Genomic DNA, 16,951 nt, shown 5'->3' with positions numbered 1-16,951 from the left:
ATCAGTTACAATTTTGCTAAGTTGCACAAGTTTCCTTTCATATCTTTTGTAAAGCATTTTTCTGTATAGAATTCAGCACAACTAATTATTGAAAGTAAAAGGAAGCTTGCTTAATAATATTGTGAACTAATTTACTTAAAGTAAAGGGTGCTTTAGTGAATTAAGATAATCCAAAAAGGCTTAGAGTTGAAAATAACTCTAAGCCTTTTTAACTGTGAAATTTACTGTGATTTATGCTATAAAATTTATGTTATTTGCTGTGTGATTAGGTCTTTGATTTAACGTTTTGCACCTCACAAGTAAACCGTGAATATTTTCATCAATGTTTTTTCTAATAGAATCATCTCCTTCCGATATGGTGAAAGTCAAACAACCCCGGATTCAGTAGATACGGGGTTATTTTAATAGGTCATGTTAAAACTACTTTTTCTCAATACCCCTTTTTTCACCAGGTTAACAAGAGTGCCTTTATTCTTATAACGATTATATGCAATTAATCTATTTAAATCTTTAATGGTTAATTGTGCTGGATCGGTCGCTAGTTCAAATTCAGGCTTGATTTTTTCAAGTAGGGAGAGGGCGTATTCAATCTGCTTTGATGTTAAAGTGTAATCCTCTTGGTCCATTGGTGGTTTTTGAATTGGTTGGTCATTTGTAGTTGTTTGTAGTGCAGCCGCATGCTCCCTGATTTTTGCCTCGACTAATGACTCTACTTCAGCCTGGCTAATCGGCTTGACGGCCGCTTTCTTGATAGGCTGATTGGGAGTAAATAATTTTTCAAGGATTCCTTTTAGCAAGATCCTCACTTCACTTTCTTTTATTCTCACGTTCTATGTATGAAATTCATCCATTCTATTATTAAATGAAAAAAATGAAAAAACAATCCTTTTGGTGAATTTTGTTTATTTTAGTAGAGAATTGTTAATGATATGGGACTAAATCCGTAAATATAATTGAAAACTGTAATTTTTTAGGACGATTTGACTAATTGTAGTATAATGGAGAAAAATCCAAATTTTGGAGCGGTTATTATGGCGATTACAATTCCGGACACAATTAGATCTTCCGCCACTGCGGGTGAGCGGTTGTTTTTTCGAACACTAAAAACCTTTCTACCAGATGACTATATCGTCTACTATGAACCGGAAATTCAAGGGAGAAGGCCAGATTTTGTGATTATTGGACCGGATCTTGGGATTGTGGTATTGGAAGTGAAGGATTATACCAAGAATACATTGTTTCAACTTAACCATGAAGAGTGGCATATTGTGGCTGCTTCTGGTGAACAGGTGGTCGTTAAAAGCCCGATAAAGCAGGCAAGGGACAATATGTTCCATGTGGTTGATGCATTGAAAAAAGACAAAAATCTTGTTCAATTGGATGGGAAATATACATTTAATTTAAAATTCCCATATGGTCATGGTGTTGTTTTTACTAGATTGTATGCGAAAGATTTTATTGAAGAGGGTCTTTATTCTGTCATTGAACCGAATCTCTGTTTAACAAGAGATGAAATTGATCCAGAAAAAGAAGCTTTTTCGGAAGAAGTTTTAATGGAAAAAATCTTGAACATGTTTGTGGTTCCATATCGTCTTAAAGAACCGCTTTCTTTCGAGGACATTAATGCGATCCGGTATCATTTATTTCCTGAGGTTCGGATCAGTGCTGAATTTAAAGCACCGGTTCCATACCAAGACCAACTGCTGCTATCTCTACATGATATAAAGACGATGGATCTTCATCAGGAGAATTTAGCGAAACAGATTGGTGATAAAAATCGGTTGATTCGCGGAGTGGCCGGTAGCGGCAAGACGATTATTTTGGCCAGCAGGGCAAAGATGTTGTCCAAACAAAATCCCGACTGGAAAATACTGATTCTTTGTTATAATATTTCACTTTCCAATGCGATCCAGCAAATGATCCTTCATATGATGAATGAACCAGAGGACTTATTTGATTTTGATCCGAACGTTAAGGCTATACATAATCAAAACATTATCGTGCGTAATTTTCATTCCTGGTTAAAGAACGATTTAAAAATTAAGGAACAGAACTTGTCGGAGATCATTGATAAAATTGAGAAAAAAGAAACGATTTTACCGTCCTATGATGCGATTTTGATTGATGAAGGGCAGGATTTTGACGCCGATTGGCTGCGGCTTGTTAGCTTGCTTATAAATACTGATACCCAATCTCTATTGTTAGTAGAGGACCGAGCCCAAACCATTTATCGAAGAAAGCGTTCCTACTTGCAAGATATAGGCTTAAGCTTTCAAGGCAGGTCTAAGGTATTGTCCATTAATTATCGGAATACCTCACAAATCGTCAAGTTTGCCTGGGATTTTTACCGTGAGCATTCCATGTTTAAAAATAAGGTTGTCAATCGTAATCTTGAAGGGGAAATTATTGCCCCGCAAAGTACCAAACGAAAAGGGCCAGAACCCGGTATCATTAAGGCAGCCAATTTCTTTGATGAAATGAGAATAGTTTCAAGACAAATAGTCAAGCTGCATGAAGAGAGGAAAGTACCTTTTGATGAGATGCTCATCCTTTACAGGGTCAAACGTACCCATAAATCCCCCATCGTTGATTTCATTAAACGGGCTTTAGGGGAAGCGGGGCTGCCTTATTATTGGATTACTGAAAATGACGTCTCCAAGCGATCGTTTGAAAAAGAAGATGGCAAGATTAAAATCAGTACGATTGATAGCAGCAAAGGACTCGATTTCCAAGCTGTGTTTATCGTCAATGTCGATTGCATGCCATTTCCACTTGAGGATGATAAGGAAAGGGAAGTTTCCTTGTTCTATATTGGAATGACCAGGGCGAAGGAATATCTATGTTTGTCCTATTCGGGTGAATCGAAGTTTACACAGTATTTGGATCGGATTTTACTGGAGCGAAGCCAGACTAAAAGTGATCGGCTTAAAATTAAATAAGGATCTTTTCGTAACTATTGTTGCTATTTCCCCCTATTTAGAGGCTCATTCAGACAGGTTTGATGGATTTTAAACTAACCGTGTCCGAAGCGAAGACTCATTCAGACAGGTTAGAAATATATTAATGCACCAGAGTCTGAACCAAAGGCTCGTTCAAAAAATTTGCTATATAATTTGTTCTAAAAACAACTAACATTGCGAAAACAGCTTAAATAAATCAACCAGACTAAAGGAAGATAGAATATAATTTAAATTCAAGTAGGGGAGTGGTTTAAAAACTGCTCCTTTTTGTTTTAGTTTTCCTTTAATTGGGTAACTTTCACTTTATTGTTAAAAGGTAAAAGGGGGAAATCTATGTTTATTCATGGAATATTTATAAAGAAATCGAACGATGTGTATATTCTTGGACAACCTAAGAATCTGTTCATTACAATAGAACGTATAGTGAGTAGATTTAACCTAACATTACAAATGAACTAGGAGTGTTTATAGTGGATCGCAACCTAGAAACATGTATCAACCTCATAAGAGACGCCAAGAACATGGTTGTACTGACAGGTGCTGGGATTAGTACAGAATCAGGAATCAAGGATTTTCGCTCCAAAACCGGTGTTTATCAACTGGCGCCAGAATATATTCTTTCCCTTGACTATTTTTATCAACATCCAAAAGAGTTTTATCAGTTTGCGATGGAGCATCTTTATCATCCTGATGCCATCCCAAACAGAGGTCATGAAATACTGGCAAAGTGGGAGAAACAAGGCAAAGTTCAGCATATTATTACACAAAACATCGATGGTCTCCATCAAAAAGCGGGCAGTCAGAACGTCATTGAGTTTCATGGAACGATGAAAACAGCTTCCTGTTTGTATTGTGGAAAGATCTACCCTACGGAGGAAATGGTATCTCGGATGCAAAAAATGGAGGATTTTTACGTCTGTAGCAATTGTAAAACCAAACGGGAAAGGGATCGCTATATCAAACCAGATGTCGTTTTGTTTGGCGATACCGGTGATTGGTTTTCAATGGAGGGATTTAATACGATCATTCAATGTATTGATCAAGCCGATTGTATATTAGTCTTGGGGACCAGCCTTAAGGTAACTCCATTTTCTACCTTCCCCCAATACAGAAGGAAGGGCGTACCTTTGATCATTATTAACATGGGAGATACACCTTATGATCACACTGAGGGAGCATATATTATTCGAGATTTAATAGGAAAGACATTGTCCCAAATTGATCGAAATTTGAGTAGATCGAAAGGTGCTCCACTTTTTTAATGTCAGATTAAAAAGCAATTTCTTATTTTAGTTATGATAGCTAATATAGTAAAATGAACAAAACGAAAGGTTCAATCACTAAATGCATGTGATTGAGCCGACTAGAAAAAATTAATTTAATTCATCACTAGAGGTTAATGAATGAAGGTATATAGACTAAAAAATAAGTTTAACGGCTTTAAAAGAGGAACACAGTTTTACTTGATTAGTGAATCAGAATTTATTGGAGTCAAAGAGTTTGTATTGAGAACCGAAGATTTAACAAATAGGATTTTGATCAATGAAAGTGAGCTTCTTAACAATTTTACCTTCATAAAAGAAATCTTTTAATAAAATAATAAAACTATACCAAAAACAGATGTGGAATCTGTGCAAGATATAAAAACAAAGAATTAACCATTTATAAAATATAAAAATACAACTTCTCGCCAATTGAAAGTTAACATAAAATTGGTGTGCAGTTTTTATTTTGGCCAATGCCAATGTTTTTAGTTTTCCTTAAAATATGCATTTTTAATAGGATAAATGGAAATACATAGAAAGAACATATAATAGTTTCAAATAGAATCAGATAAGGGTTTAAATCAGGCGTAGCAAGCCCCTAAAATTTTTTAAAAAAGGAGAATTAAATCCATGTATTCATCAATAGCTGAGTTTATTGAAGATTGGAATCAAGAAGCTGCTTTCACTCAAAACGTATTAGATGCGTTAACGGATAGTTCCTTGCAGCAACAAGTTACTTCAGATGATCGGACATTAGGGAGGATCGCCTGGCATATTGTGACCGGCACAGCCGGAATGCTAATCGAGTTTGGCTTCAAGGTTCCAACCGTCGAAAGCGCTGAAACCGTTCCTCAATCGGCGAAGGAAATTGCAGGGGTATTTAGGCGAGTCAGTACCGACACGGCCCACGCTGTAAAGGAACAATGGACTGACTCCTCTCTGACAGAAGAGGTGAATGTGTTTGGAAGGACAATGCCGAAGGCTGCAACGCTACTATTACTTGTCAAACACATTATTCATCACCGCGGGCAAATGACGGTTCTTATGCGCCAGGCTGGAGTAAGAGTTCCTGGGATTTACGGGCCCACTAGAGAAGGATGGGCGCAAATGGGAATGGAAGCTCCAACTATTTAGAGAATGTTTCTTCACTCATTAAGGAATAATCTTGCAGTGAATAAAAATAGATAATATTTTCGCTACAATGACAAATAATAAGTCAAAAGGAGCGATGATAATGGACAGAGAGAAGGAATATGTTGCAGCTGATTTATCTTCTCATTTAATCAATGAAATTAAATCATTAGAAGAAAAATTAAGTGAGCAATCACAAAAAGATGTAGTGGTGATCGCCTACGAAAAAGACTAGGCGCCAACATAACAATAACTTTGGAAAAAAGTCTCGGATCATGCCGAGGCTTTTTACCTTTTAAAAAAGGAGCAACCTCAATTGGATCTGGATGAATCTTCATCATATTTAGCGATTGAATATGATTATAAACTTCCGCTTCTAGTTTTTACCGATAAAGGCTGGGAAATTGCACGAGAAACCTAAGCTGATGAATTATGGAAAAACCTTATCGATGCAGCTGAGAATGGAATTCTGATTCAAGGGACATGTTCCACATATAAAAATGAGGTAGTGAGGGTTATTGACTGAGAAAAACTCTTACCTGTTGGGTCTGCCGTTTTTTTCCTTTTAGATGCTTTATATCCAAGAGGATTTTCCCTAATGCTATAGAATTATTGAATAGGAACAATATTTAAGTTGGGAGTGGGGGAAATTGAAAATTAAAGTGGTAATGGACTCAGGAAAAGAGTACGTAATATGTGAAAAGAATTATTCTCTTAATGACTTCACTCGTCCATTTTTTAATGAGTTACCAAATGGAGAAAGAGCCTTGCATAATACGCTTGTATATTTGGATCACGATGAGAAAATAGTGATCAACCCTACTCGTATTTCATCCGTAGAAGTGATTGAAAAATAAACTGAAACTCTTTTTAGAGTGGATCATTTTGAAGCGAAATCATCATCTGATTTCGCTTTTTATTTTAACAGGTATAGAACACTGTTAAAGAGAGACTATCATGGGTCCAAGTGTTTAGGAAAACAAATATATTTCTTTCTGATATAATAACCATAGATTAAGAGAGCTCATTGGTTAATGAATAGAGATCTCTATCTATTATTTTTTATATACATACCAATATTTTCAGAGGTGGACATCATGAGTATTAACAACTTAGATCAAGAAACGGTTGACAAAGTACTAGGCGCATTTAAGGAATTAAAAGATGTGACTCGAAAAAAGCAACTAAAACGGGAATTAAAATTGTGGAGCGATCTTTCTGTTCCTTTTACATTAAAGGATGTACTCACAAGGCTTTCAAAAGATGAACTAAATGATAGTAGAAAACGGTTAGAGATAAAAAACGCCAGCCATTTGAAAAAAGGGGAATTAGTAGAATTAATAAGTGAACAGATTCCACTTTCAATGGAAAAAATATTGACCAATATGGACCAAGAGCGTTATTCCTTGATCAAAAAAATAATACGGCAAGGCGGAGTAATCGAAGCTCCGCCATTAGCAGCACATCAATTAGAATATTTTCGCAACTGCGGCATTCTCTTTACAGGATTGTATGAAGGAAAAAGGATTGTAGGTATGCCAGAGGAATTAGTTAACAATCAGTTCATTCAAGAGAATGACCAGCAACTTACGTCAATTTGCCGTAGAAATACGGAATGGATCAAACTTACGCAAGGATTCCTTTACTATTATGGAACTCTGACGATTGATGAATTAATCATGTTACTAGAAAAATACATGAATGGACATGTCAATGTTTCAGAATATTTATCAGTCGTGGAACAAGCAGGCCAATATTATCAGCAAATTCGCATGGACCATATCGGATTATCTAATATTAGAGTGTTTGAACCAGAAAAAGTAAAACGTGAACATCAAGTGAGAAATGATCTAGAATTTTTCCCATTTTCTCGAGAACAATTACTTCGTGCCGGTGAACCTGAATATAGAGAACGGAACGCCAGTTATAATGGATTTGTTCACTTTTTAACTCAAAACTTTGAAATCAGCAGCCAAGAAGCTGATGCTATTGTCGAAGAATGTGTATATGCGTTTAATATTGGTGAGAAACCCAATCAAATTCTTCAATTGCTGCAAAGCAGATTGGAATTCAAAACTATAACTATGCTGACTGCTTGCATGAAAGAAATCATGCAGCTCATGAATAACACCAGACAATGGTTCCTCAAAGGATATACATCCGAGGAATTATTGGTACATGAGCGAAAAGCATTACTGCCATTACCAGATAATAAGAACAATGTTGTTGACTTTACAACGAGAAAAAAAGTAAGACGGAATGAACCATGTCCTTGTGGAAGTGGGAAGAAATATAAAAAGTGTTGTGGGAGATAGATGAAAAAAGGGATAGGGACTTACTAGATTAGTTATGGAATTTATTAAAAACAGTGGTGAATGCTCTTCATCCCTGTTTTATTTTGTTATTGAATCATCTTCTTCAGTTATGGTGGAAGAGAAATCAACCGCGGATCCATTTGATACGTGGTTATTATCATAATATTCCCCGATTTGATCCTGCCACCGTGATCGCTTAAAGCTGAAGCGGTTCTACTATTTGTTCACCTTTACTCGTCACGTAAATGGCTTTTTTTTCGGTAATGTTTACGTTATAACTTGTAATTCCGGCGTTAGCTATCTCTCTAAGAAAGTCTAAAAAGGGAATCGTTATGTTCCTGATTATTTGTAAAGCCTGATTTCTATTAAAGTCACTGGAAATGACAAAGTTTACTTGTGGTTTTGTTTTTATCTCTGACTGCTCGCCCTTATAAGTGGCTTCACCAGTAGCAACATCAATTCTGTATTGAATAATACCGATAGTTGATAATTCTTCCAAAAATTCCGCAAAGCTTGTCTTTCCAGTGCTTCTTCTTTCAATAATGTCATGCAGCTCTTTCTCCGTTTGTTTGTCATTCATGATTGTTCCTCCAACTAGTAATGTTCTTCTCATTTTAACCGTACTGAAGGTTCTTATGCTAATAATGTTAGTATTTTGGTGCAAATGAATTATACAGTTAGGAAGGGGTATATACCATAATGGAATGGATATCGAAATTCCTAAAGAGATTTCTCCTTAGGAGGATGCTTTTCCATAAAGTAATCACTATCTCGCAATAAATCCTTGCACTAAATAAATAGTACAAAGGATGTATATGTATCTTGCTTTACATTTGCCAATTAGCAGCATAGAGGAGGAATTGAAATGGCAAACAAGGAATTGAATAGGGGTCTAAGTTCACGTCATATTCAGATGATTGCTTTAGGCGGGACGATTGGTGTAGGTTTATTTATGGGATCTTCCAGCACGATAGGCTGGACGGGACCATCTGTAATGCTTGCATATGGAATTACAGGAATTTTTCTATATTTGATTATGCGCGCCATGGGCGAAATGCTTTATTTGGAGCCAAGTACAGGTTCATTTGCAACATTTGGCTATAAGTATATCCATCCAATTGCGGGATTCATGACTGCCTGGAGCAACTGGTTCCAGTGGGTAGTTGTCGGCATGTCGGAAGTTATTGCGATCGGTACATATATGCATTATTGGTTTCCAGGACTTCCTGCATGGATTCCAGGTCTTATCGCAATGGTTATCCTTGGAACAGCAAACTTTATTTCTGTAAAATCATTTGGTGAATTCGAATTTTGGTTTGCATTGATTAAAGTAGTGACGATTGTCTTGATGATTGTGGCAGGTTTCGGCCTGATTTTCTTCGGCTTGGGTAACGGAGGAGATGCGCTCGGCTTATCTAACCTTTGGGTTAATGGCGGCTTTTTTACGGGCGGAGTTAAAGGATTCCTCTTTGCACTATCACTCGTTGTTGGTGCTTATCAAGGTGTAGAACTTATCGGTATTACGGCTGGTGAAGCGAAAGATCCTCAGAAAACCATAAGGAACGCAATTCAAAGTACCATTTGGCGTATCCTTGTTTTCTATATTGGTGCCATTTTTGTAATTGTCACCGTTTATCCTTGGGATCAATTGACTTCAATTGGAAGTCCGTTTGTGGCAACTTTTGCAAAAGTCGGTATTACAGCTGCAGCCGGAATCATTAACTTTGTGGTTATCACGGCTGCATTGTCTGGCTGCAACAGCGGTATCTACAGTGCAGGGCGCATGCTTTATACGCTTGGCGTTAATGGACAAGCTCCAAAAGCGTTTGCGAAGGTTTCAAGTAAAGGGGTGCCTTTATTCGGTACCATTGGTGTACTGATCGGCCTTGGCGTCGGAGTTGTTCTAAATTATATTGCACCGGAAAAACTGTTTGTGTACGTCTATGCTTCAAGTGTTCTTCCAGGAATGATTCCTTGGTTTGTCATTCTGATCAGCCAAATCAAGTTCAGGAAAGTGCATGCCGAAAAAATGGCCGCCCATCCATTCAAAATGCCTTTTGCGCCTGTTACTAACTATGTGACAATTGCCTATCTGGTAGCTGTGCTTATCGGTATGTGGTTCAATGACGACACTCGGATATCGCTAATTGCGGGTATTGTGTTCCTGGCAATTGTGGTAATCAGCTATTATGCTTTTGGAATAAACAAGCGTGTACCTGCAGATCTTCAAGCAAAGGGGCTGCCAGAGAGGGAAGCGATCTAAACTCCTGCAAATTCATTGGGTCTGCTTTTCCCGACTTTAAAACAAACAGCCATCGAAAAATTGATGGCTGTTTGTTTTGATTCTTCATTTTATAATTTTATAGATTTCCTCCATATCCACCACATTCCGAATTTCCTTAGTAATTCCGGCACGAATCTCAAAGATATTTTTGATTTAAATGGAAAGTACGGAAAAGTAAAATTTTAAAGGCAAACCGTAAAAATTATCTATTGTTTTGAATTCATTTCCATGGTATTATATAAAATGAATTGTTAGAAAATTACGACAAATTATATTTTAATAAGATATGAGACTCTATTAATACGAAACAGCGATCCTGTTAATCGGTTAAAGAGTTGAATCTCATTTTGTTAGGTACATTATTAAAACTGTTGGTACTAAACAGCGTCCCTGTTTAAGGCAAACCGTTGTACGGATTCTATTGAATTCTGCTTTTTTGGATTCAATTTAATGAATCTTTATGACGTTTGTTTATTTTTGTTTTCTCAATACCCGATACACATGATAGGACAATGTTGAAGGAAATATCATTAATAAAATCAAGCAATTTAGTAATCTACCTAAAAATATTGTATACTAAAAATAACATTGACACAGTGAATATAAGATGTAAAAGTAAGTGAAATGAGATGAATGAAAGTGAATAAATATGAAGCAGAATTTAGTAATATTGTTCGCGCGTATCGAAAACGTCATATGGGAAAAGGCCCAAGTCAAGTGAGAACGACTTTTTGTAATTGCTGGGCAATTTGTGAGTTTGAAGGAAATTTATCACCAATTGAGAAATTTATTGCGACTGCAGATGAAGGAAAACAAATGCTCCGTTCTGCTCGGACAGAAATGGTCAAAGAGATTTATAAGAAAAACCATCCTATCGAAATGGAGGAATTGCTTGGAGCAAGCTTCCTTCATGTATTTGTTGATATTGATATTGAAGTTGACAGAGGGATGTCGATTTTCGTTTTTGATCAAGATATTGAAAATAAGCATAAAGCATTGTAACCATTACTTTTACCCAATTGAATCTTGTTGGTACTTGACAGCGAACCTGTTAAAGACTAACCACCTCGGAGAATTACCCTTAGCATTAGAGGGTCTCCTTGGTGGTTTTTTTATTGGATTATTTAAACTCGGAACACTAAAGGAGGAAATATAAATGGGAAATACACTTCATCCAGGACCACAAAAAAAAGCAAAATTGCCTGCTCCTGAACATTGGGTAAGTCCTATCCCTTTCGGACTAGGAAAAATAAAGCCAAAACATATTCGTGATACGATGAAAATCGCTTGGGATAATCGAGATAATTTAGGCTATGCAACGAATATTATTACAAAAGGTGTTTGTGACGGCTGCGCGCTTGGTGTATCTGGTTTATATGATCAGACATTGGAAGGACTGCATGTTTGTACGACACGTATGAATGTACTTAGGTTAAATACAATGCCTGCCATTAAGCCAGATATTCTTCATGCTGATATTGATGAATTAAGAAAATATGATAGCACTGAGCTTCGTAAGCTCGGTCGTATTCCCTATCCGATGATTCGCAGAAAAGGAGAACGGAATTTCTCTCGGATTAGTTGGGATGAAGCTATGGATTTAATAGCAAACAAAATGAAAAAGTTGAATCCAAAGCAATACTCTTTTTATTTAACTGCTCGTGGAATTACCAATGAAAGCTATTATGTTGCCTCAAAGGTAGCACGTTTTCTTGGGACAAATCATATTGATAACGCTTCCCGTATTTGTCACGCTCCAAGTAAGACGGCTTTAAAACGCTCGATTGGTGTAGGGGCTTCTACATCAAATTATTTGGATTGGATCGGAACGGATGTCTTATTGTTTTGGGGGAGTGTGGCTTCAAACTCTTCACCTGTATCTTCAAAATACATGCTTGAAGCGAAGAAGAAAGGAACCAAAATCATCGTTGTAAATCCATACCGTGAGCCGGCTATGGATAAATACTGGATTCCCTCAAATCCTGAGTCTGCATTATTCGGAACGAAAATAGCCGATGATTTCTACCAGGTAAATATCGGCGGAGATATTGCTTTTATGCATGGAATTATGAAGCATTGGTTTAAAATGGAAGAAAAAGCATATGGATCAGCAATAAATCATGAGTTTGTTCAAGAACATGTGAACGGATACGAGGAACTAAAGAACAAGGTTCAGGAGCAAAGTTGGGAAGAAATTATTGACTCATCAGGTGTTTCAAAAAAACGAATGATTGAATTGGCAGAGCTATTAGCAAATAGTAAAAATGCTGTCTATGCATGGGCACTTGGACTAACCATGCACTCTTTTGCAACAGACAATATATCACAAGTGGCAAATTTGGCATTGCTTCGCGGCCACCTAGGACGTAAACATGCGGGTCTCATGCCATTCCGCGGACACTCCAGTGTTCAGGGGAGCGGCGAAATGGGAGCAGATCCATTCGTGCTGCCTGGTGGTGGCTGGGATGACAAGAATGTGGAAAGAATAGAAAAACTTTGGGGATTTGAGCTTCCAAAATGGCAGGGGGATATCGTTGGTGTGACCTTGGAAAATATTGTGCTTCCAGAAGACCATGAACGGAAAGTGAAGCTTTATTACTTATCTGGTGGTAACTTTTTAGAGACGATGCCGGACCCAGACTTCATTGAATATGCCTTATCAGAGCTTGAGGTTCGGGTGCACCAAGATATTATTCTAAATACCTCCACATTAGTCGATGCCAAAGAAGCGGTTATCGTACTGCCAGCTAAAACGCGTTATGAGCAAGAGGATGGCGGGACTAGCACGTCCACAGAACGGATGGTTTACTTTTCTCCTGAAATCCCAGGGAACAAAAACAAAATTGAAGAAGCACGTGCTGAATGGAAGATCTATATCGACCTTGCAAAGCGGGTAAAACCTGAAACAGCACACTTGGTTGATTTTGCCGATGGTTTTGCGATTCGAGCAGAAATTGCGAAAGCAAACCCAGATTACGAAGGAATCCAACAGTTGAAAAAGCAAGGGGACGTATTCCAGTGGGGCGGTGCATGGTTATGCGAGGATGGAATTTGTCCTACGCCAGATGGCAGAGCAACCTTAATTCCAGTTGAAATTCCTGATCTAACTAAAAAGCCAGAACAGTTTATCATTACATCACGTCGGGGCAAACAATTTAATTCGATGGTTTATAAAGAAGTTGATCCATTAAACGGTGCAGGACGCTATGACGTTTTAATGAGTCCTGTTGATGGTCAAAAATTAAGCATCGCTCAGGGGGAAGGTATCGTTGTATACAACGGTTTTGGTGTCTTCCAAGGTACGGCAAAGTTCGTTGATATTGCACCTGGGAATTTAGAAGTACACTTCCCAGAAGGTAACTTCTTGCTGCCGCGGGGCAGGTACGAGAAGTTTGCTGGTATCCCAGATTACAATATTACTGTAAATGTTGAAAAGGCCGAGCGGTATAACGCTCGTAAGGACACACAGTATCTAGAAAAGGCAGTAGAAGATCTTGAAACCGAAGTTAGTTAATAGGAAAAATATGGAGAGGGGGGGACAATATTGTTAAGGGAGATTACAACTACTCAAAACATTGTCAGATATAATGGACAAGGCTTTTTCGAGGAGGAAGATGACATTGCTGTTGAAACAGCGTTAACCATTATTCTAGATGGTAATGAATTTGCCACCATGGTTTGTACTCCTTCTGAATGGAAAGAATTGGTGGTTGGTTTCCTAGCATCCGAGGGTGTTATCCGGTTTTATCAGGACATCGAATCCCTCCACATCGATGAAGAAAAGGGATTCGCATATGTTGAACTTTTAAATAAACACTGTATTCAAAAGGATTTCCACTCAAAGAGATTTATTGGTTCTTGCTGTGGAAAAGGCCGGCAATTTTACTTTCATAATGACATGAAGACCGCAAAGACGGTGATGACGAAATTGACAGTTACACCGGAACACTGTCGCGACCTGATGAAGCAGATGCAGGAAAGTTCCTCACATTTCCAACAAACCGGTGGTGTTCATAATGCGGCATTATGCACCAGTGATGGAATCGTTGTATCTAGAACCGATATCGGACGCCATAATGCCCTAGATAAACTATTTGGTTATTGTATGATCAATCGGATTCCATTAAAGGATAAAATAATTGCCTTCAGTGGTCGAATTTCTTCTGAGGTTTTACTAAAGTCAGCTAAGATTGGCGTTGGAATTATCCTCTCTAAATCTGCTCCTACCAATCTAGCCTTAGATTTAGCAGAGGAACTTGGAATTACGGCAGTTGGTTTTATACGGGGAAACGGATTCAATGTATACACCCATCCGGAACGGATTCAAGGAATAGAATATGATCGTTCATCTTCTGTGTATATGTAAATATCCGTATTATATGAATAGAAAAGTCGGCACTTTTATTTAGAATGATAGAGAGTTTCGACACTCGTATTTTTCTATGTAACGGTGCCAATATGATTGGCACCGTTTATTTTTACAATTGATGGGTGCTTTAGATTGTTTGCCTATATTCTCGTGGTAACATCCCATACGTTTTAGAGAAAACCTTTGCAAAATACTTGGTGTCTGCGTAGCCGATACTTTCACATCTCTCATAACGTTGATACAATAAAAATAAACAAGGGCTGCCCAATAAAGGGGAAGCCCTTTTGATAATTCTCCTTAACCTTCCAATTAGAAGAAAGGAAAAAGAGCCTACAAATTTTTGTGGACTCTTAAATTCCGCTAATTAATTTTTTTAAATCCAATCTTCTTCCTGTTTCTATCAAGCAATATTTGATCAAGATACTCTGATTTAGTGATAACGGATATTCGCATGCCGGATATGGATGGATTAGAACTTTTGCAAAGGCTCTATGAAAGAAATCCTGATTGCAATTGCTCAACCTGTTCATTACAGCAATATGGTTAGTGCTGATTTCCTGCATGTTATATTTCATTACTTACTCGATAGATTTTCCTCGGCCGGCCCTTAGAAGTAGGAGCCTCGTCCCCGATAATTTCGGCCATTTCTTGTTCCACTAATCCTGTTAGAATTCGCCGGGCGTTTCTTGGTGTCATTTTTAGCCATTCCGCCACTTGAGAGGCGGTGATGGAACCATTCCCCATTCTTTTTTGAACCGATAAAATTTTGTTAAAAGTTGTAATCGTTATCCCGCTTTGCTTAAGTTTCTCACTTATTTCCTTATTTTCTGTGCGATATTGATAGGTAATGGTTTCTTGTTCTTTTAAAGGCCCTTCAATATTTCCGTTATCATCAATAAGGAAAGCACAAAAAGAGTCATAGTTTTGGGCATGATTTATCGCGAGACGAGCATTTTCTTCGGCAGATAGGGCAGTATCACCGTAGCCGATACCAATATTAGAGGGTAAGTCCGTAATTAATGCTAATTTTTCCAAAAGAGAAGTAATTGGTTTCTCCGTTTCTTCAATCGAACCTCTTGTTGAAAAAATAACAAAGATGTCAATTCCTACCGAAACAAATGATCCCGATATCGATTCTGCAAAGTTTAAAACGGCCGCCTGAATTTCTAAATGTAATCGATGCAGATCATAAGTCACCAAATTATGAACATCTTTTTTCTCTATTCCTTGCACCTTTACGAGTATTGCTGCAATTTGTGACTGTTTAAAATGGAGCGTTTCCCATTGCTGAACGGCTGATGATAAGGTCTCGCGAATGTTACTTCTCGTAGGAGTCACCCGATAGGAGGGGATGTTCTCCGAACGCAGCTGATCATAGATGGCGCGTAAACAAGTGATACAAAGATTGACTTGCCCATTTCGATATAGTTGTTGATGAAAGGATAGTAGATTCTGAAGTGGTGTTTCATTCGTATACTCATGAACATACACCTGATCGCTTGGAATCTTAAGATCTCGGAAGGTTTCATAAACATCTCGTTTCGGCAGCATATCAATACTGATCGTTTCAAGCCTTTTTTTATCATTGTAACCGATTTCAACCAAAGTCTTTGTTAAGCTCGCCCCATCTAACTTAAGTAAATAAAAGGGTTGGTTCACGCCGCTTTTATGAAATGAATTATAAAGTGCCGGGCCAGTTAGAATCCAAAAGTCAACTAAATGGTGATTATTTCTTATGATGTCTGCTGCTTCTTCCGTATCCCTATATATGAATGGAACAGGCTGGAGCCGGTCACTATATTCTATTGCAATTTCTGAAGTAAGTTGGACACTGTCCTCTGGCCCGATAATTCCAGCTCTTGGTTTCAAATAATCACCCCCAAAAAAGATTATTATTTAATTATAACGATAAATTACCATTTTATGAAGAATCTTCTTTAACTAGAAGTTATTTCAGCTTTTTAACATTTACACGGTAATTTCGTTGAATATTTTGAAAATTCTGTTGACAACCATTATCTTCCGCTGTATAGTTTCGTTAAAGGAATACATTAAGAAATATTCCGTATATTCAAAAAGGGGGAATGTTCGTAACATGAACTCATCAAAGGATAACCAGAACACTGCACCTATAGTGGAACAAAATCAATATAAACATGTGATCGGCCACTTTGCTACCGGTGTCTCCATTATTACCGTAACTAATAATGGCATAAATTTTGGGATTACCGCTAGTGCTGTCAGCTCCGTTTCCGTTGAACCACCCATGCTGCTTGTTTGTATCAATAAAAGCACGGGAACTTGTCAGGCAATATCGGAATCTAAAACCTTTACAGTCAACATAATGACGGAAACACAAAAAGATTTAGCCCTACAATTTGCCAGGGCCAACACTGATAAATTTCAGAATGTTGATTTTTCTTATGGGGAGCTCGGCAATCCTGTTCTTAAACAAACATTGGCCTATCTTGAATGCCGTGTAGTAGAGGAAGTAACCGGAGGCACTCATTCCGTCTTTCTTGCTGAAGTGCAAACGGCCCATGCAGATAGCGGTGAACCATTGGTTTACTTTCGTGGTAAATTTGGTCACTTTACAGAAGATTAGTTGAATTAGATTTAGATTTGAA

The 16,951-nt window shown here is 37.7% G+C and carries 16 protein-coding genes; 13 read left to right on the top strand and 3 right to left on the bottom strand.

Annotated elements, in window-relative coordinates:
* Positions 1–401 precede the first annotated feature (401 nt).
* Positions 402–797 carry an ABC transporter ATP-binding protein gene (locus AC3ANL_RS14450; protein WP_488325138.1) on the bottom strand — a complete coding sequence of 132 codons (396 nt, stop codon included), beginning with the start codon at positions 795–797 and terminating at the stop codon, positions 402–404.
* Positions 798–1,031: 234 nt separating this feature from the next.
* On the opposite strand from AC3ANL_RS14450, the gene AC3ANL_RS14445 reads away from it, so the two are divergent.
* The 7 genes from AC3ANL_RS14445 (at position 1,032) to AC3ANL_RS14415 (ending at position 7,671) form a co-directional block, all read left to right on the top strand.
* Complete coding sequence (locus AC3ANL_RS14445) at positions 1,032–2,939, top strand: 3'-5' exonuclease (RefSeq protein WP_488325137.1); 1,908 nt, start codon at positions 1,032–1,034, stop codon at positions 2,937–2,939.
* A 491-nt stretch (positions 2,940–3,430) separates the two neighbouring features.
* Positions 3,431–4,222, top strand: coding sequence for an NAD-dependent protein deacylase (locus tag AC3ANL_RS14440; RefSeq protein ID WP_488325136.1), 792 nt, complete (start codon positions 3,431–3,433; stop codon positions 4,220–4,222).
* 141 nt (positions 4,223–4,363) lie between these two features.
* On the top strand, positions 4,364–4,552 hold the full coding sequence (locus tag AC3ANL_RS14435) for a hypothetical protein (RefSeq protein WP_488325135.1): 189 nt from the start codon (positions 4,364–4,366) through the stop codon (positions 4,550–4,552).
* Between the two features lie 303 nt (positions 4,553–4,855).
* Positions 4,856–5,359, top strand: coding sequence for a DinB family protein (locus tag AC3ANL_RS14430; RefSeq protein WP_488325134.1), 504 nt, complete (start codon positions 4,856–4,858; stop codon positions 5,357–5,359).
* 100 nt (positions 5,360–5,459) lie between these two features.
* Positions 5,460–5,591 (top strand): hypothetical protein, encoded by a 132-nt coding sequence (locus AC3ANL_RS14425; protein WP_488325133.1) that lies wholly within the window; start codon positions 5,460–5,462, stop codon positions 5,589–5,591.
* 415 nt (positions 5,592–6,006) lie between these two features.
* The gene (locus AC3ANL_RS14420; RefSeq protein WP_488325132.1) at positions 6,007–6,213 is read left to right on the top strand and encodes a hypothetical protein; all 207 of its coding nucleotides are present in this window, start codon (positions 6,007–6,009) and stop codon (positions 6,211–6,213) included.
* A 240-nt stretch (positions 6,214–6,453) separates the two neighbouring features.
* Positions 6,454–7,671, top strand: a complete 1,218-nt coding sequence (locus AC3ANL_RS14415) for a YecA family protein (protein ID WP_488325131.1) — start codon at positions 6,454–6,456, stop codon at positions 7,669–7,671.
* A 196-nt stretch (positions 7,672–7,867) separates the two neighbouring features.
* Here AC3ANL_RS14415 and AC3ANL_RS14410 read toward each other — a convergent pair whose 3' ends face one another.
* A complete protein-coding gene (locus tag AC3ANL_RS14410; RefSeq protein WP_488325130.1) occupies positions 7,868–8,251 on the bottom strand; it encodes a DUF1398 family protein in 384 nt (127 codons plus the stop codon).
* Between the two features lie 285 nt (positions 8,252–8,536).
* On the opposite strand from AC3ANL_RS14410, the gene AC3ANL_RS14405 reads away from it, so the two are divergent.
* The 5 genes from AC3ANL_RS14405 to AC3ANL_RS14385 all read left to right on the top strand — a co-directional run bounded on the left by AC3ANL_RS14405 (position 8,537) and on the right by AC3ANL_RS14385 (position 14,871).
* A complete protein-coding gene (locus tag AC3ANL_RS14405) occupies positions 8,537–9,934 on the top strand; it encodes an amino acid permease (RefSeq protein ID WP_488325129.1) in 1,398 nt (465 codons plus the stop codon).
* Positions 9,935–10,594: 660 nt separating this feature from the next.
* The gene (locus AC3ANL_RS14400) at positions 10,595–10,957 is read left to right on the top strand and encodes a Na-translocating system protein MpsC family protein (RefSeq protein WP_488329729.1); all 363 of its coding nucleotides are present in this window, start codon (positions 10,595–10,597) and stop codon (positions 10,955–10,957) included.
* A 154-nt stretch (positions 10,958–11,111) separates the two neighbouring features.
* Positions 11,112–13,469 carry an FdhF/YdeP family oxidoreductase gene (locus AC3ANL_RS14395; RefSeq protein ID WP_488325128.1) on the top strand — a complete coding sequence of 786 codons (2,358 nt, stop codon included), beginning with the start codon at positions 11,112–11,114 and terminating at the stop codon, positions 13,467–13,469.
* A 30-nt stretch (positions 13,470–13,499) separates the two neighbouring features.
* On the top strand, positions 13,500–14,321 hold the full coding sequence (gene fdhD, locus AC3ANL_RS14390) for a formate dehydrogenase accessory sulfurtransferase FdhD (RefSeq protein ID WP_488325127.1): 822 nt from the start codon (positions 13,500–13,502) through the stop codon (positions 14,319–14,321).
* A 454-nt stretch (positions 14,322–14,775) separates the two neighbouring features.
* On the top strand, positions 14,776–14,871 hold the full coding sequence (locus AC3ANL_RS14385; protein WP_488329728.1) for a hypothetical protein: 96 nt from the start codon (positions 14,776–14,778) through the stop codon (positions 14,869–14,871).
* Between the two features lie 17 nt (positions 14,872–14,888).
* On the opposite strand, the gene AC3ANL_RS14380 is transcribed toward AC3ANL_RS14385, so the two are convergent.
* Positions 14,889–16,193 carry a helix-turn-helix domain-containing protein gene (locus tag AC3ANL_RS14380; protein WP_488325126.1) on the bottom strand — a complete coding sequence of 435 codons (1,305 nt, stop codon included), beginning with the start codon at positions 16,191–16,193 and terminating at the stop codon, positions 14,889–14,891.
* A 226-nt stretch (positions 16,194–16,419) separates the two neighbouring features.
* Between AC3ANL_RS14380 and AC3ANL_RS14375 the strand changes: the two genes are divergently transcribed.
* Positions 16,420–16,929, top strand: coding sequence for a flavin reductase family protein (locus tag AC3ANL_RS14375; protein WP_488325125.1), 510 nt, complete (start codon positions 16,420–16,422; stop codon positions 16,927–16,929).
* Positions 16,930–16,951: the final 22 nt, after the last annotated feature.

The sequence above is a fragment of the Neobacillus sp. DHD-1R genome, assembly GCF_057747995.1.
The sequence above is the reverse complement of the archived record's forward strand: the minus strand, read 5'-3'. Positions and strand labels throughout refer to the sequence as shown.

What these genes read in the sequence shown, in the direction of transcription:
- AC3ANL_RS14445 (WP_488325137.1), top strand. Translation starts at nt 1,032, where the DNA reads ATGGCGATTACAATTCCGGACACAATTAGATCTTCCGCCACTGCGGGT.
- AC3ANL_RS14435 (WP_488325135.1), top strand. Translation starts at nt 4,364, where the DNA reads ATGAAGGTATATAGACTAAAAAATAAGTTTAACGGCTTTAAAAGAGGA.
- AC3ANL_RS14430 (WP_488325134.1), top strand. Translation starts at nt 4,856, where the DNA reads ATGTATTCATCAATAGCTGAGTTTATTGAAGATTGGAATCAAGAAGCT.
- AC3ANL_RS14425 (WP_488325133.1), top strand. Translation starts at nt 5,460, where the DNA reads ATGGACAGAGAGAAGGAATATGTTGCAGCTGATTTATCTTCTCATTTA.
- AC3ANL_RS14415 (WP_488325131.1), top strand. Translation starts at nt 6,454, where the DNA reads ATGAGTATTAACAACTTAGATCAAGAAACGGTTGACAAAGTACTAGGC.
- AC3ANL_RS14410 (WP_488325130.1), bottom strand. Translation starts at nt 8,251, where the DNA reads ATGAATGACAAACAAACGGAGAAAGAGCTGCATGACATTATTGAAAGA.
- AC3ANL_RS14405 (WP_488325129.1), top strand. Translation starts at nt 8,537, where the DNA reads ATGGCAAACAAGGAATTGAATAGGGGTCTAAGTTCACGTCATATTCAG.
- AC3ANL_RS14395 (WP_488325128.1), top strand. Translation starts at nt 11,112, where the DNA reads ATGGGAAATACACTTCATCCAGGACCACAAAAAAAAGCAAAATTGCCT.
- AC3ANL_RS14385 (WP_488329728.1), top strand. Translation starts at nt 14,776, where the DNA reads ATGCCGGATATGGATGGATTAGAACTTTTGCAAAGGCTCTATGAAAGA.
- AC3ANL_RS14375 (WP_488325125.1), top strand. Translation starts at nt 16,420, where the DNA reads ATGAACTCATCAAAGGATAACCAGAACACTGCACCTATAGTGGAACAA.